Origin of the sequence: Streptomyces humi (assembly GCF_001005085.2) — a bacterium.
Taxonomy (GTDB): domain Bacteria; phylum Actinomycetota; class Actinomycetes; order Streptomycetales; family Streptomycetaceae; genus Streptomyces; species Streptomyces humi.
The window spans coordinates 173,268-187,255 of sequence record NZ_LBMU02000027.1; the positions used below are offsets into that span (position 1 = coordinate 173,268).

A 13,988-nucleotide genomic window follows, 5' to 3' on the forward strand; every position below is an offset into this window, starting at 1 on the left:
GGCGGCGGGGCTAGTGCGGTGCCACCCGGGAACCGTCGCCGGGTGCGGGCGCGTGTGCGTGAAGGCTTGTCGCGTGGTTCCCCGCGTCCCTGGGCGGGACCGGTGAAGGGCGGTCCAGCGCCTGCCGCCACTCCCGTACCGCCTCCGCCGACACCGGCGCGGCCCAGCCACCCGGGCGGGCCGCGCCGCCGATGTGGAAGGCGTCGATGCCCGCCGGCAGGAGGTGGGGCACGTGGTCGAGTCGCAGGCCCCCGCCGACCAGGAGCGTCTGACCGTAGCCGGGCTCCCCGCGTCGGCCCGCCTCGGCCAGCAGCCTGGGGAGCCCCTCGTCCACGCCCGTCGCGGCGCCCGCCGTGAGGTACGTGTCCAGGCCCGGCATGTCGGCGAGCTCCTTGCGCAGGGCATCCCGGTCGGCGGACCGGTCGATGGCCCGGTGGAAGGTCCACCGGCAGCCCGCCAGCACCTCCACCACCCGTTCCACCGCGCGCAGGTCCACCGCGCCCGCCGCGTCGAGGAACCCGAGCACGAACTGGTCGGCGCCGGCCGCCCGCAGTTCCCCGGCCACGTCCACCAGGCGGTCGGCGTCCCCCGCCGCGAACCCGTCCGCCAGCCGCAGCATCACGCGCAGGTCGATGTCGACGGCGGCCCGGATCGCGGTGAAGGTCCTGGTCGGCGGGGTCAGCCCGTCGGCCGCCATGTCGGTGACCAGTTCGAGGCGGTCCGCGCCTCCGGCCTGGGCGGCGACCGCGTCCTCGGCGTCGAGGGCGATCACCTCCAGGACTGCACGCGTGCTCATAGGGCCCCTTCCGTGGTGTTCCCCGTGTACCCATGCGACCGACCACAGGAGGTCTAGTCCAATCCAGGGTACGCGGGGAACACCGGCGCCCGCGAGACCGCCTCCTCCGTCACCCGGCCCGCCGCACCGTCGCGCGGCCCGTCGCACCGTCGCGCGGCCCGCGTCACGCGTAGAGGTTCAGCTCCCCGGCCGCCGCTCCCGTCAGCTCGTAGGTCGCGCCGTCCACGGAACGCCCGGTGTACAGCCGTACGAGCGTCGCCGCGTCCCCGATGAAGCGGGCCGGGGTCCTGGTTCCGCTCGGCTCGCCCAGTTGCAGGGGCTCGTCCACGTCGTCCAGGTCGGCCTGCACCCGCAGGTGGCCCCGCCCGCGGGTCACCCGGGCCAGCAGCGCGAGGGCGTGCGGCAGTCCCTCGCCCGCGTACGCCCCGGGCTCCCCGAGGGCGTCGCGGACGTCACCGGCGTGCACCCACTCACCGAGCGCGATCGGGTCGAACACACCGTCCTCCCGGCCCGCGATCACCGCCCCGGCCTCGGTCATCCCGCGCTCCAGTTCGTCCAGCACGCGCGCGTTCGTCCACTCGGCGCGCTCCGCGATGTCCCGGTCGTTCGACGCGGGCGAGAACACGCCCGTCTCGAAACGGTGTTCCACCACCCGGGCCAGCGCGGACGAGCAGTGCGCGAGCACATCGCGCACCGTCCATCCGGGACACGCGCCGGCCGGCAGCGCGAAGTCCGCGTCCGGCCGGGCGCGCAGCAGCGGGAGCAGGGTGTCGCGTTCGACGGTGAGGAGACGTCCGGGCAGCTGGGGATCGCGTACGTCGTCAAGAGTCATGCCCGCCACGCTAGGGCGGGGTGGGCGGAGCGCGCGAGAATGGGCGCATGGCCGATCTCGACGACCTGCGCTCCCGGTGGCTGCGCGCCCTCCGCGGCACGACGGACGACGCCCGCCACCCCGACTCCGCCCTTCACCCCGACCCCGCCCGTCACCCAGACCCCGCCCGGTACGCCGACGCGCTGCTGGAGCGCTGGCAGGAGCCCCAGCGGCGGTATCACACGCTCGCCCACCTCACCGCGGTCCTCGACCGTGTCGACGTGCTGGCGGAGTACGCGGACGAGCCGGACCTGGTCCGGCTCGCCGCCTGGTTCCACGACGCGGTGTACGCGCCGGACCGCTCGGAGAACGAGGAGCGCTCGGCCCGGCTCGCCGAGCGCGCCCTGCCCGAGGCCGGGGTGCCCGGGGCCGGCACCGCCGAGGTGGCCCGCCTGGTGCGGCTCACCGTCACCCACGACCCGGCCCCCGGCGACCGCAACGGCGAGGTGCTGTGCGACGCCGACCTGGCGATCCTGGCCGCTCCGCCCGCCGCGTACGCCGCCTACACCGCCGAGGTGCGCGAGGAGTACCACTTCGTGCCCAACGAGGCCTTCCGGGCGGGCCGTTCCGCGGTACTTCGCCAACTCCTGGATCTGCCCAGGCTGTTCAGAACGCCGTACGGCCGCACCGAGTGGGAGCCGACCGCCCGCTACAACCTCACCGCCGAGCTGGAAATGCTGTCGACCGCCGAGGATCCGGCGTCCTAGGGTGCGGCCCATGCGTGAAATGGGCGGGGATCAGGTGACAGCGGCCGTCGCGGGCTGTGTGGCGGCCCTGGGGGCGGCAGTGGACCGGAACTGGACCGAGGTGACGGCCGGCGGGCTGGACTGGAACTGCCATCAGACGGCGGTCCATGTCGCCGACGACCTCGTCGCGTACGCCGCCAACCTGGCCGGCCGCGCCCGGGACGCGTACGTGCCCTTCGAGCTCACGCTCGACGACGGCACCGACAACTCCGGTCTGCTGCACGTGATCGAGACGACCGGCGCCCTGCTCGCCGCCACCGTCCGCACCACCTCCCGGCAGGTCCGCGCCTTCCACCCGTACCCCTTCCGCAGTGCCGACCGGGCGGGCTTCGCCGCGATGGGGGTGGCCGAGGTACTGCTGCACACGCACGACATGGCACAGGGCCTGGGGCTCCCCTACCGTCCCGCCGAGGAGCTCGCCGAGTCCGTCCTCGCCTACCTGTTCCCGCACGTCCAGCCCGGCCCGGCGCCCTGGGAGACCCTGCTGTGGGCGACCGGCCGCGGCGGGCTGCCCGGCCGTGCCCCCGTCACCGGCTGGCGCTGGAACAACAACCTCGTCATCCCCGCCGAACGCCTCGACCTGGTCGGCATCCGCCCCGCGGAGGCCCGTGACCTGCGCCTCGGCGGCGACGGCGGCTTCGAGTGGATCGAGGGCGGCCCGTACGAGGGCACCCGGGACGCGGCCGGCTTCCTGCTGAAGGCGTACGAAGGGGGCGTGCACCGGCCGGAGTTCGGGGTCTTCGCACTGGTCCGCCGCGACGACGGCCTGGCGGTCGGCGGTATCGGCTTCCACTCCGCGCCGGACGAGGAGGGCCGCGTCGAGATCGGCTACGACCTGACCGAGGCCGCCCGCGGCCACGGCTACGCGACGGAGGCGCTCCGCGCCCTGGCCGACTGGGCACTGGCCCGCGACGACGTACGCTCCGTGTTCGCGACGACCGAACCCGCCAACGCCCCCTCCCAGGCCGTGCTCTCCCGCGCCGGTTTCACCAGGGTGAGCGCGGCCGGCGAGGGGCCGGCCTTCGAACTGCGCGCCGGGTAGCGGCCGTCACCGGGGAGCGTCGCTCTTGCGTCTGCGCAGCCCCGCCCCGTGCAGCAGTCGTACCACCTCACGGCTGCTGACCTCCACGGCGCCGGCCCGTACCGCGTCGGCGTAGCGGTGGGAGGGGATGTCGTAGTGGTCGCGTTCGAAGGCGCGGCGCGGGACGGCCAGTTCCTCGGCGAAGCCATGCAGTTCGGCGTAGGAGACGTCGCTGACCAGGTGGGACCACATCCGGCCGTGGCCCGGCCAGTTCGGCGGGTCGATGTAGACGGTCACGAGGACGACGTCCCGCTGCCGGTGGCCCGGCCGAGCGAGCCGACGGAGGCGACCTTCACGCCCGCCTTGTGGCACACCCAGTGCGGATCGGGGCCGAGTTCCGGTTCCACGTCCAGGGCGTGCGGGTCGCCGGAGCCGCACACCGGGCACAACGGCCAGCGGCCGTACCGCTCCAGGAGCGCGTCCTGCACGTCCTGGGCGACCAGCCCCGCCACGTACCCCGCGCCCTCCGGCCACTGCTCGACCCACCAGCGCCGCTGCACGACGGAGTCCTCGACCAGGGAGACCACGTCCGCCTCGGCGACCTCGCCCGCGACGAGATCCGCGAGCACCAGGGCGCGGGCGGCGTGCAACGACTGTTCCAGGGGGCTTACGGGGTCCATGGTCCCATTGTGCGCGGTCTTGACCCGGAGCCCGATACGAAAATATCTTTCAAGGGTGACCGAGGAGGTGAAGGAAATTTTCACTCCGCACGGAAGCGGCCCGCCGGGCGCGAACCCGCCGGCCCCGGCCGCCCTCGCGGCCAAGGTGCGTACCCTCGCGCCTTCCATGACCCGCTCCATGCAGCGCGTCGCGGAGGCGGTCGCCGGGGACCCCGCGGGCTGCGCCGCCCTCACCGTCACCGGCCTCGCGGAACTCACCGGCACCAGCGAGGCGACCGTCGTGCGCACGGCCCGGCTGCTCGGCTACCCCGGCTACCGCGACCTGCGGCTCGCCCTCGCCGGGCTCGCCGCTCAGCAGCAGTCGGGGCGGGCGCCCGCGATCACCACCGACATCGCCGTGGACGACCCGATCGCCGACGTCGTCGCGAAACTCGCGTACGAGGAGCAGCAGACCCTGGCGGACACGGCCGCCGGCCTCGACACCGGGCAGCTGGGGGCGGCCGTCAGCGCGCTCGCCGGGGCGCGGCGGACCGACGTGTACGGCATCGGGGCGTCCGGTCTGGTCGCCCAGGACCTCACGCAGAAGCTGCTGCGGATAGGGCTGATAGCGCATGCTCCCGGTGATCCGCACCTCGCCGTCACCAACGCGGTGCAGCTGCGGGCGGGTGACGTGGCGATCGCCATCACGCACTCCGGGTCCACCGGGGACGTCATCGAGCCGCTGCGGGCCGCGTTCGAGCGCGGGGCCACGACCGTTGCCGTCACCGGGCGGCCGGACGCGCCGGTGACGCAGTACGCCGACCATGTGCTCACCACCTCGACGTCGCGGGAGAGTGAACTTCGGCCCGCGGCGATGTCCTCGCGGACGAGTCAGCTGCTGGTGGTGGATTGTCTGTTCGTGGGCGTGGCGCAGCGGACCTTCGAAGCGGCGGCACCGGCGTTGGCGGCGTCGTACGAGGCGCTCGCTCATCGGCACCGGAGTCTGCCGCGATAGACCGTGGGGTGCGTGTCGCGTCACTGCCACGGGTGGTTGTGGCTGGTCGCGCAGTTCCTCCCCCGGCCTTCGGCCGGGGGTGCCCCCAACGCCCCTGAGTTGATGCACTCGTCCGCGTCGGAAAGAGCCGTCTGCCCATGACCACCGAACACCACGGCCTCCGTGCCGAACTCGACTCGCTCACCACCGAGGCCTTCAGACCGGACCTCGCCGAGATCGACACACTCCCCACCCTCGACATCGCCCGCCTGATGAACGGCGAGGACGCCCAGGTCGCAGCCGCGGTGGCGCGGTGCCTGCCCGCGATCTCGGACGCCATCGACGCCGTCGCCGCCCGGATGGCGCACGGCGGACGGCTGGTGTACGCGGGGGCCGGCACCGCCGGGCGGCTGGGGATCCTCGACGCCTCCGAGTGTCCGCCCACCTTCAACACCCGGCCCGGTCAGGTCGTAGGGGTGATCGCGGGCGGGCCCGCGGCCATGGTCACGTCCGTCGAAGGTGCCGAGGACTCGGCGGAGCTGGCCCGGCAGGACCTGGACGCGCTCGGGATCGGCGCGGCGGACACGGTCGTCGGGATCTCGGCGTCCGGCCGCACCCCCTACGCCGTCGGCGCCGTCGAGCACGCCCGCGCCCTCGGCGCCCTGACCGTCGGTCTCTCCTGCAACGCGGCCAGCGCGCTCGCGGCCGCCGCCGAGCACGGCATCGAGGTCGTCGTCGGCCCCGAGCTGCTGACCGGCTCCACCCGGCTCAAGGCGGGCACCGCCCAGAAGCTCGTCCTCAACATGCTGTCGACGGTCACGATGATCCGGCTCGGCAAGACCTACGGGAACCTGATGGTCGACGTCCGCGCCTCGAACGACAAGCTGCGCGCCCGTTCCCGGCGGATCGTCGCGCTGGCCACGGGCGCGTCGGACGCCGAGATCGAGGACGCCCTCACCGCGACCGGCGGGGAGGTGAAGAACGCCGTGCTGGTGATCCTGGCCGGCGTGGACGGGCCGGCCGCCGCCCGCCTTCTGGAGGAGTCCGGCGGCCACCTGCGCGCGGCGCTCACCGCGGCGGCCGGCTGACCCGCACGCTCGGAGGGTGCAGAGATCGCCGTACGACACCGCCACCGCGCTGCTCCCCCTCGTGGGCGGCCCCGCGAACGTCATCTCCGTCGCCCACTGCATGACCCGGCTGCGGCTGGGCCTCGCCGACCCGGAGCGGGTCGACGGGGAGGCGGTACGGGCGGTACCCGGGGTGCTGGGCGTGGTGGCCGACGGGGAGACCCTCCAGGTGGTGATCGGCCCGGGCGCGGTGGTACCGGTGACCACGGCCTTCGAAGCAGTGCTCGCCGCCGCGGCAAGGGCGACCGCCCACGAGCCGAACGACGACCGTACGGACGCCGGGGGCGACGCGACCGGGCTTGCCGCGCGGGGGGCCGGGCTGAAGGCGGCCCGGGACCGGCGGAACGCGACCCCCCTCAAGCGCGCCCTGCGCCGCATCGCCGACGTCTTCGTGCCGCTCATCCCGGCTCTGATCGGCTGCGGGGTGCTCGCCGGCCTGGACGGGCTGCTCGTGAACGCCGGCCTGCTGACCGGGCTGACCCCCGCCCTCGCCGCGATCGCCTCCGGCTTCATGGCGCTGATCAGCGTCTTCGTCGGCTACAACACGGCGAAGGTGTTCGGCGGGACGCCGGTGCTCGGTGGTGCTGTCGCGGCGATCGTGGTCTCGCCGGGCGTGGCGAAGGTGACCGCGTTCGGGGTCGCCCTCTCCCCCGGTCAGGGCGGGGTCCTCGGAGCCCTGGCCGCCGCGCTGCTGGCGACGTACGTCGAGAAGCGGTGCCGGGGCCGGGTCCCGGACGCCCTCGACGTGCTCCTCACCCCGACCGTCACCGTCCTCGTCGCCGGACTGGCCACGCTCTACGGCCTCATGTACGTCGCCGGACTCGTCTCCACCGCCATCGGCACCGCCGCGAACTGGCTCCTCGCCACCACCGGACCGCTCGCCGGACTGGTCCTCGGCGGCCTCTTCCTCCCCCTGGTCATGCTGGGCCTGATCCCCATCCACACCACCCTGATCCAGCAGCAGGGCTACACCGTGCTGCTTCCCCTGCTCGCGATGGCGGGCGCGGGCCAGGTGGGCGCGGCCCTCGCCGTCTACGTCAGGCTCCGCCACGACACCTCGCTGCGTACGACGATCAGGTCGGCCCTCCCGGCGGGTCTGCTGGGCGTCGGCGAGCCCCTGATCTACGGCGTCTCGCTCCCCCTCGGCCGCCCGTTCCTGACCGCCTGTGCGGGCGGGGCGGCCGGCGGCGCGTTCGTCGGGTTCTTCGCGATGCTCGGCGACCGGGTGGGCGCCACCGCGATCGGTCCGTCGGGCTGGGCCCTGTTCCCGCTGGTCACGGGGAACAGGGGCCCGGCCCTGGCGGCGGCGGTCTACGCGGGCGGTCTGCTGACCGGTTACGCGGTCGGCTTCCTGGCCACGTACGTCGGGTTCAGGGGCGCCGCGCGGAGTGCGCCGAACGCGCCGGGTGACCCGTCACCTCCGCGATCCAGCTGACGAAGTCCCCCGGGTCCTGGTCGGCGCCGTGACCGGCGTCCCAGTAGTACCTGATGTTCACGTCGTCGCCGAGGTTCCTCAGCCTGGCGGCGAGGTTGGCGGCGACGGTGAGCGAGGTGTCGCTGTCCTTCGTGCCGAGCCGGATCCACCAGTGCCGGGCCCGGTTCGGGTTGACCCGCTCGGCCACGTGGTACATGGCGTTCATCTGGTCGAGCTTCCTGGGCAGGTCGCCGTCGAGGCGTGCGCTGTCACCCTCCGCGTGGCGCAGGCTGTAGAGGGTGAAGTGGCGGACGGCGGTGGTGCCGGTGCCGAACTCGTTGCACTCCGGGGTGGACAGGTCGAAGGCGTCGAAGGCGGGGGCGTTCTTCTTCCGGGCGCCGACGTGGGTGAGGAAGTCCGCCCAGGTGAAGGTGGCGTTCGTGCCGTCCCAGCCGATGAAGGTGTGCGCGGCCAGGTAGGCGGCCCGGTCGGTGTCGGAGAGGGCCGCCAGGTAGGCGGTCGCGGAGGGCTCCAGATGGGTCCTGAGCAGGTACTCGTCGAGGTTGCGGTCGGTGAGCCGCCCGAACCCGGGGGCCGTGAGCCGGAGTCCGGCCAGATACTCGGTGAACTGGGCCTTCAGCTCACCGGACACGGTCGCGTCTACCGTCGTACCGTCGGCGAGGGGGTTACCGCCCCAGCACCACTCGTAGGACATGTCGGAGTGTTCGAGGTCGGTGATCGGGCACCAGTCGGCGCTGGCGAACACCGCGTCGCTCGCGTCGGCCGCGCCCAGCGCCGCCAGTTCCGCCGCGTACAGGGGGCTGTCGCCGGAGGTGCCGAGCAGCGCGGAGAGCGCGCCCCCGGCGCTGGTCCCGGCGGTGACGATCCGGTCCACGTCCCCCGGGACGCGCCCCCGGTTGAACCTCACGTAGCGCACGGCCGCCTTGAGGTCCACGATGGCGGCGGGCGCGCACCCGTAGTACACGCCGGCCGAGTCCACGAGGGTACGGCCGCGGGCCCCGGGCTCGACGACGACGTACCCGGCGAGCAGCGCGAGCAGCGTCCGGTTCGGGCCGCCGCTCCCGCCGCCGGGGCCACCGGGGCCACCCGGGCCGCCGGGCCCGCCGGCGCCCCCGCCGCCGATCCCGGTCGCGCCCGCCACGGACGACGGCATGTAGCCGCCGACGTTGTTGGCCAGCAGGATCGGCGCGTGGGTGGCGTCGACGGCGGTCCCGTCGACGGACACCGGAACGCTGACGTTGAGTCCCTGGTACGTGGTGTCCACGGGGTTCGCCACGTAGCCGGCGACCTTGTAGAAGCGGTACGTCACGTCGTGGGTGGCGCCCGCGGTGTCGGTGATGCCGGTGGTCAGCTCCGTGTACGCGCTCGGGTCGAACACCAAGGCGGTCTCCGTGCCGGCCGCCGTGTCGGCCGCCGTCTCCGCGGGGTCCTTCCGCGCCGGGCTCGCGGCCCGCGCGGCCGTCGCGGGCCCGGCGGCGGGGACCGCGGCGGCCGCGGTGAGCCCCATGACCACAGTTCTGCGCTTCACTCGCTTCACTTCCGTCTCCTGAGTAGGCGGCTCGTGACAACGGGGCCCAGTGGAGCACTGGTTCACAAAATTGTCAGCAATATCGCCGGAACCCCGGGCTGTTCTCAGCCACGTCCGGCGGCGTCGGCGAGGATCGCCCGGAGCCGCGCCAGGCACTCGGCGACGAAGGCGGGGAAGGTCCGCCAGTAGTAGGCGACCCCGCTGACACCGACGGCGATCGCCCAGCCCCGGGCCCGGTCCCAGGTCTCGTCGTCCAGGCCCGACGCGTCCCGGTAGGCGTGCCGAGCGGCCGCCGGCAGGTCCCAGAGCACGGAGTGCTCGGCGTCCGGGTGACCGACCGAGAGGGACCCGAAGTCGATGACCGCGTGCAGCCGGCCCTCCCGGACCAGGAGGTTGGTGGGCTTGAGGTCGCCGTGCAGCCACACGTGCGGGCCCCGGGGCCCGGGCAGCGCGCGGGCCGCCCGCCACAGCCGCTCCAGGGTGTCGACGTCGAGTTCCGCGCCCGCGACCGCGCGGCACTCGTCGAAGTACTCACCGACCCAGCCGTCGCACTCCCCCAGGCCGCCTCCGCGGTACCAGCTCAGGTCACCCGCGCGCACCGCCCCCATGAGATCGATGCCGTGCAACTCCCGTACGAACGCGGCCAGGTCGGCGCCGAAGGCGGCCCAGTCCCGGACGCTGTCCGGACCGGCCTCGGCGCCCTCGATCCAGCGGTAGACCGACCAGCGGGCCGGGTAGGCGCCGGTGGGCGTCCCGGCGTGCACGGGCTCGGGCACCGGGCACGGCAGGGCGGGCGCCAGACGCGGCAGCCACTCCTGCTCCTTGCGCAGCGCCAGCCCCTTCTCCACGGTCCGGGGAAGCCGCACCAGCAGGTCTCCGCCCAGCCGGTACATGGTGTTCTCGGTCCCCGCCCCGACCCGCGCCAGCGGCAGCCCCGCCCACTCCGGGCACTGGGCCGCCAGCAGCCCCCGCACCAGCCCCTCACCGACCGCGATCTCACCCTCGTGAAGCCCCACCCCAGCAGTCTGACCACCACCCGCCCCACAGAGCCAACGAGTTACGCCCCCGACCGCCGGGGCCGACCGCCGTCCGGGGTGCTGTCGGTGGTGTGTGCCAGGCTGGTTCGTATGAATCATGCCCAGCTCACCGCCCTCGGACGGGCGCTTCGTCTGCTCGGGGAGCATGGGGAGGCGCTGACCGGGGACACGCCCGACGCGAAGTTGCACGAGGTCAAGGACGATCTGCGGCGCGCTCTCGACCTGCTGGAGGAGAGCGTCAGCGCCGCCGCGCCCACCACCCGGTGCGCCGAGCACCCGCAGGGCCCCGTGGACGAGAGCGCACCCGACCTGTGCCTGCTGTGCGAGACACGGCGGCGGGCGGCGCGGCGGTCGGAGTTCGGGGGCGGGCCGCGGCCGGCCGCGCAGGGCGAGGCCGCGGCGCCGTCCATGTCCCGGTACGGCGTGCGGGCCGACCGGCCGCAGGCGCAGCAGCGGTGGCTGCCGGAGGCGTGGAACGGACGGGAGTGGGAGCTGTGCGGCACCCCCCGGCGTGACCGGCGGGAGGCCGAGCTGTACCTGGCAGCCCAGCGGCGCGGGTCCCGGCCCGCGATGGCCTACCGGCTGGTGCACGAGTTCACCGACTACGAGGTGCTCCGGGTGTGGGGCACTCCCGTCCACGTCGACATCGAGCCGCTCGGCAATCTGTAGCGGCGGTGCGAGGCCGTCGGGTGCGCCGGGGTGAAGCTGCCGGCCGGGGCCCCGGCGGAGATCAAGCGCATGTGGGTGGCCCCGCGGGCCCGCCGGCTCGGCCTCGCCCGCCGGTTCCTCACCGAACTGGAGGCGCGGGCGGCCGGGCACGGCTACGACACCCTGCGCCTCGACACCAACAAGACGCTCGACGCCGCGATCAGCCTCTACCACTCCTTCGGCTTCCGGGAGGTCCCCGCCTTCAACGACGAGCCCTACGCCCATCACTGGTTCGAGAAGCGGATCACCCCGGCACCGCCGACGGGACCGGTGCCGCCGACGGGACCGGTGCCGCCATCCAGGCAGTGAACGCCCGGACCCCATGTGTCACGGCACCGTCCCGGGTACCTGAGCGGAGACACGTACGCGGAAGGGGTTCGGCGCAATGAAGATCGATCTGACGGGCCGCACGGCACTGGTCACCGGCTCCACACAGGGCATCGGCGCGGCGATCGCCGTCGGGCTGGCCCGCGCCGGGGCCCGGGTGGGCGTCAACGGCCGGGACGAGAAACGCGTCCGGGACAGCGTCGCCCGGCTGGCGGAGCAGGCGCCCGGCGCCGACCTCGTCCCGGTCGCGGCGGACGTGAGCGGCGACGACGGGGCCCGGCGGGCGGCCGAACTCCTGCCGGACGTCGACGTCCTCGTCAACAACCTGGGGATCTTCGGCTCCGAGGACCCCCTGAAGATCAGCGACGACGAGTGGCGGCGTTACTTCGAGGTGAACGTCCTGGCCGCCGTCCGGCTGACCCGGATGTACCTGCCGGGGATGACCGAACGCGGGTGGGGGCGCGTGCAGTACATCGCCAGTGACTCGGCGGTCGTCATCCCCGCCGAGATGATCCACTACGGCATGTCGAAGACCGCGCTGCTCGCGGTCGGCCGCGGCTTCGCCAAGCAGGCGGCGGGTACCGGCGTCACGGTGAACTCCGTGATCGCCGGTCCCACCCACACCGGCGGCGTCGAGGACTTCGTCTACGAACTCGTGGACCGCGACCTGCCCTGGGACGAGGCGCAGCGCGCCTTCATGCGCGAGCACCGGCCGCAGTCGCTGCTCCAGCGCCTGATCGAACCGGAGGAGATCGCCCACATGGTCGTCTACCTCAGCTCCGACCAGGCCTCGGCCACCACCGGCGGCGCCCTGCGCGTGGACGGCGGATACGTCGACGCGATCCTGCCCTGAGCAGCCCTGAGAGCCCTGAGAGCCCTGAGAGCCCTGAGCAGCCTGGGGCGACCGTCGGCCCGGGTCAGCCGAGCAGCGGCGACGGGGTGAAGTCGTACCCCTCCCACAGCCGCCGCGTGGTCTCCTCCGGGTACGGCGTGACCGTCGGGGTCGTGTCCAGGACCTGGGTGCGGCGGTGCTCGGGGTCGTACGCCGGCCAGCCCGGATCTCCCGTCCTCGCGAACGCAGTCCACGCGGTGCGGAAACGGGCGGAGAGGGTCTCGGCCTCGGGGGTGACGCCGGCCCCGGCCCAGAGGAGGTTGGCGAGGTCCGCCTCGAACGTGCCGAAGAGCAGCGGGATGTCCAGGCCGTGGCAGGCGCCGAGCAGACCGCCGCTGCCCGGGGCGCCCCAGGTCAGTTCGTAGAGGTGGGCGCGGCCGCCGCCCGCGGTCTGGGCCTCCGCCAGGCGCAGCGAGGGCATGGCGAACAGCCAGTCCGTCTGGACCTGTTCGTACAGAGCGGTCGGTGACGCCTCGGGGTAGGCCGCGCGGTAGGCCCGCTCGCCCGCCTCGCCGCCGGGCGCGAACAGCCGCAGCGCGCCGGTCGCCTGCTCGTCCGTGATCTTGCCGTACATGCCGCCCATCACCAGGAAGAGGCGGAACTCGTCGCGGTTGTGGCCGACGAGGAGGTCCACGTCCCGGGCGGCGCCGGAGGCGAGGGCCTGCCAGGGGGTGGCGGGCAGCACGTCACCGTCGACCACCGGGGAGAACGGGGTGACGGTCGGCGCGATCCGGCCCCAACGGTCCACGTACTGGGCCATCTTGACGCCCAGCGCCTGCCCGGCCTCGGTCAGCCGCCGGGGATCGGTCGTCGCCAGGTCGGCCACCGTGGGGCGCAGCCCGGCCTCGGCCGCCAGGGCCCGGCCGATGTCCTCGGCCAGTTCGGCGGAGAAGAAGGTGCCGGGGACGCTCTGCGCGATCGCCCGCCGGAACAGGCCGCGTGCCCTCGGCATCGCGAGGAGGGAGGCCACCGACCCGGCGCCCGCGGACTCGCCGAAGACCGTGACCTGCCCGGGGTCGCCGCCGAACGCCGTGATGTTCTCCCGCACCCACTCCAGGGCCGCTACCTGGTCCAGCAGGCCGCGGTTCGCGGGCGCGCCCTCGATGTGGGCGAACCCCTCCATGCCGACGCGGTAGTTGAGGGTGACCACGACGACGTCACCCGCACGGGCGATGCGCCGCGCGTCGTAGCCGGGGCTGCCGGAGTGGCCCAGCTTGTAGGCGCCGCCGTAGATCCACACCATCACCGGGCGCCGGGCGGCCGGGTCCGGGGCGGGGGTCCACACGTTCACCGTCAGCCAGTCGTCGCCCTCGGGGGCGTCCAGTACGCCGGTGCGCCCCTGGATGCCCAGGTCCTGCGGGGGCGGCGGGCCGAAGGCGTACGCCTCCCGGGTCCCGTCCCACGAGCGGGCGGGCCGGGGCGCCGCGAACCTCGCCTCCCCCACCGGGGGCTCGGCGAACGGGATGCCCCGGAAGACCGCGAGGCCGTCCTCCCGGAGTCCGCGCACGGCACCGGCGGCGGTACGCGCGACGGGGCCTTCGGCTCCGGAGACCGACTGGGAGGGCTCGCTCGTGGTCATGGTCACTCACCTTCGCATCGCCGACTGGTGGTCACCGGTGGAACGCACGGCACAGCCCACAAGTGCCGGCGTGCACGCGGCCGTGCCGTAGCCCGTGCACCGGAGCCCGGGGGCGGACACGGCGTGGATCCTGGCCCTGGTCCTCGGCGTTCTCTCCCTGCCGGTGCGGGGCGGGGTCGCTCTGGTCATGACCGTGTTCCGGTGATCACGCGCGTCCCCGCCCCGCCCCGTCCCGCCGGTCCGCGTGGCTCGGCTCAGCGTGGCTCGG

14 protein-coding genes and 1 pseudogene are annotated in these 13,988 nt (G+C 74.1%); 8 read left to right on the plus strand and 7 right to left on the minus strand.

The features are described 5' to 3' along the window. Positions 1 to 10 precede the first annotated feature (10 nt). Both AAW13_RS12945 and AAW13_RS12950 read right to left on the minus strand, forming a co-directional pair. Positions 11 to 796 (minus strand): copper homeostasis protein CutC, encoded by a 786-nt coding sequence (locus AAW13_RS12945; RefSeq protein ID WP_079178796.1) that lies wholly within the window; start codon positions 794 to 796, stop codon positions 11 to 13. Positions 797 to 959: 163 nt separating this feature from the next. Beyond that, on the minus strand, positions 960 to 1,628 hold the full coding sequence (locus tag AAW13_RS12950) for a maleylpyruvate isomerase family mycothiol-dependent enzyme (protein ID WP_046730934.1): 669 nt from the start codon (positions 1,626 to 1,628) through the stop codon (positions 960 to 962). A 47-nt stretch (positions 1,629 to 1,675) separates the two neighbouring features. On the opposite strand from AAW13_RS12950, the gene AAW13_RS12955 reads away from it, so the two are divergent. Next, entirely contained in the window at positions 1,676 to 2,374 is a 699-nt protein-coding gene (locus tag AAW13_RS12955; RefSeq protein ID WP_046730935.1) for an HD domain-containing protein, read from the plus strand. A 10-nt stretch (positions 2,375 to 2,384) separates the two neighbouring features. Next, positions 2,385 to 3,455, plus strand: a complete 1,071-nt coding sequence (locus AAW13_RS12960) for a GNAT family N-acetyltransferase (RefSeq protein WP_107483308.1) — start codon at positions 2,385 to 2,387, stop codon at positions 3,453 to 3,455. A 6-nt stretch (positions 3,456 to 3,461) separates the two neighbouring features. Here the strand turns inward: AAW13_RS12960 and AAW13_RS12965 are convergent, their stop codons facing one another. Both AAW13_RS12965 and AAW13_RS12970 read right to left on the minus strand, forming a co-directional pair. Beyond that, entirely contained in the window at positions 3,462 to 3,731 is a 270-nt protein-coding gene (locus AAW13_RS12965) for a DUF4031 domain-containing protein (RefSeq protein ID WP_046730936.1), read from the minus strand. Further along, positions 3,728 to 4,114: a hypothetical protein gene (locus tag AAW13_RS12970; protein ID WP_046730937.1), complete on the minus strand. Its 387-nt coding sequence runs from the start codon at positions 4,112 to 4,114 to the stop codon at positions 3,728 to 3,730. The genes AAW13_RS12965 and AAW13_RS12970 overlap by 4 nt, the downstream gene beginning before the upstream one ends. Positions 4,115 to 4,169: 55 nt before the next feature. Between AAW13_RS12970 and AAW13_RS12975 the strand changes: the two genes are divergently transcribed. The 3 genes from AAW13_RS12975 to AAW13_RS12985 all read left to right on the plus strand — a co-directional run bounded on the left by AAW13_RS12975 (position 4,170) and on the right by AAW13_RS12985 (position 7,649). Then, positions 4,170 to 5,108 carry a MurR/RpiR family transcriptional regulator gene (locus AAW13_RS12975; RefSeq protein ID WP_046730938.1) on the plus strand — a complete coding sequence of 313 codons (939 nt, stop codon included), beginning with the start codon at positions 4,170 to 4,172 and terminating at the stop codon, positions 5,106 to 5,108. 137 nt (positions 5,109 to 5,245) lie between these two features. Next, on the plus strand, positions 5,246 to 6,175 hold the full coding sequence (gene murQ, locus AAW13_RS12980) for an N-acetylmuramic acid 6-phosphate etherase (protein WP_046730939.1): 930 nt from the start codon (positions 5,246 to 5,248) through the stop codon (positions 6,173 to 6,175). A gap of 16 nt (positions 6,176 to 6,191) precedes the next feature. Continuing rightward, complete coding sequence (locus AAW13_RS12985) at positions 6,192 to 7,649, plus strand: PTS transporter subunit EIIC (RefSeq protein ID WP_046730940.1); 1,458 nt, start codon at positions 6,192 to 6,194, stop codon at positions 7,647 to 7,649. Here the strand turns inward: AAW13_RS12985 and AAW13_RS12990 are convergent. Next, positions 7,585 to 9,156, minus strand: coding sequence for a subtype B tannase (locus tag AAW13_RS12990; RefSeq protein ID WP_046731001.1), 1,572 nt, complete (start codon positions 9,154 to 9,156; stop codon positions 7,585 to 7,587). The genes AAW13_RS12985 and AAW13_RS12990 overlap by 65 nt on opposite strands. Positions 9,157 to 9,281: 125 nt before the next feature. After that, complete coding sequence (locus AAW13_RS12995) at positions 9,282 to 10,193, minus strand: aminoglycoside phosphotransferase family protein (RefSeq protein ID WP_046730941.1); 912 nt, start codon at positions 10,191 to 10,193, stop codon at positions 9,282 to 9,284. A gap of 111 nt (positions 10,194 to 10,304) precedes the next feature. On the opposite strand from AAW13_RS12995, the gene AAW13_RS13000 reads away from it, so the two are divergent. From AAW13_RS13000 to AAW13_RS13010, 3 genes and pseudogenes are all read left to right on the plus strand, one after another. Beyond that, positions 10,305 to 10,883 carry a hypothetical protein gene (locus AAW13_RS13000; RefSeq protein WP_046730942.1) on the plus strand — a complete coding sequence of 193 codons (579 nt, stop codon included), beginning with the start codon at positions 10,305 to 10,307 and terminating at the stop codon, positions 10,881 to 10,883. Positions 10,884 to 10,892: 9 nt separating this feature from the next. Further along, positions 10,893 to 11,231 (plus strand): annotated as a pseudogene (locus AAW13_RS13005) (GNAT family N-acetyltransferase); the annotation flags it as partial. 76 nt (positions 11,232 to 11,307) lie between these two features. Next, on the plus strand, positions 11,308 to 12,102 hold the full coding sequence (locus AAW13_RS13010) for an SDR family NAD(P)-dependent oxidoreductase (RefSeq protein WP_046730944.1): 795 nt from the start codon (positions 11,308 to 11,310) through the stop codon (positions 12,100 to 12,102). Between the two features lie 64 nt (positions 12,103 to 12,166). Here the strand turns inward: AAW13_RS13010 and AAW13_RS13015 are convergent, their stop codons facing one another. Continuing rightward, positions 12,167 to 13,720: a carboxylesterase/lipase family protein gene (locus AAW13_RS13015; RefSeq protein ID WP_046730945.1), complete on the minus strand. Its 1,554-nt coding sequence runs from the start codon at positions 13,718 to 13,720 to the stop codon at positions 12,167 to 12,169. Between the last annotated feature and the right edge of the window lie 268 nt (positions 13,721 to 13,988).

Bases quoted from the DNA above. Each gene is read 5' to 3' on its own strand.
- AAW13_RS12945 (WP_079178796.1), bottom strand. From the start codon at position 796: ATGAGCACGCGTGCAGTCCTGGAGGTGATCGCCCTCGACGCCGAGGAC.
- AAW13_RS12950 (WP_046730934.1), bottom strand. From the start codon at position 1,628: ATGACTCTTGACGACGTACGCGATCCCCAGCTGCCCGGACGTCTCCTC.
- AAW13_RS12955 (WP_046730935.1), top strand. From the start codon at position 1,676: ATGGCCGATCTCGACGACCTGCGCTCCCGGTGGCTGCGCGCCCTCCGC.
- AAW13_RS12960 (WP_107483308.1), top strand. From the start codon at position 2,385: ATGCGTGAAATGGGCGGGGATCAGGTGACAGCGGCCGTCGCGGGCTGT.
- AAW13_RS12970 (WP_046730937.1), bottom strand. From the start codon at position 4,114: ATGGACCCCGTAAGCCCCCTGGAACAGTCGTTGCACGCCGCCCGCGCC.
- murQ (WP_046730939.1), top strand. From the start codon at position 5,246: ATGACCACCGAACACCACGGCCTCCGTGCCGAACTCGACTCGCTCACC.
- AAW13_RS12990 (WP_046731001.1), bottom strand. From the start codon at position 9,156: ATGGGGCTCACCGCGGCCGCCGCGGTCCCCGCCGCCGGGCCCGCGACG.
- AAW13_RS13000 (WP_046730942.1), top strand. From the start codon at position 10,305: ATGAATCATGCCCAGCTCACCGCCCTCGGACGGGCGCTTCGTCTGCTC.
- AAW13_RS13010 (WP_046730944.1), top strand. From the start codon at position 11,308: ATGAAGATCGATCTGACGGGCCGCACGGCACTGGTCACCGGCTCCACA.
- AAW13_RS13015 (WP_046730945.1), bottom strand. From the start codon at position 13,720: ATGACCACGAGCGAGCCCTCCCAGTCGGTCTCCGGAGCCGAAGGCCCC.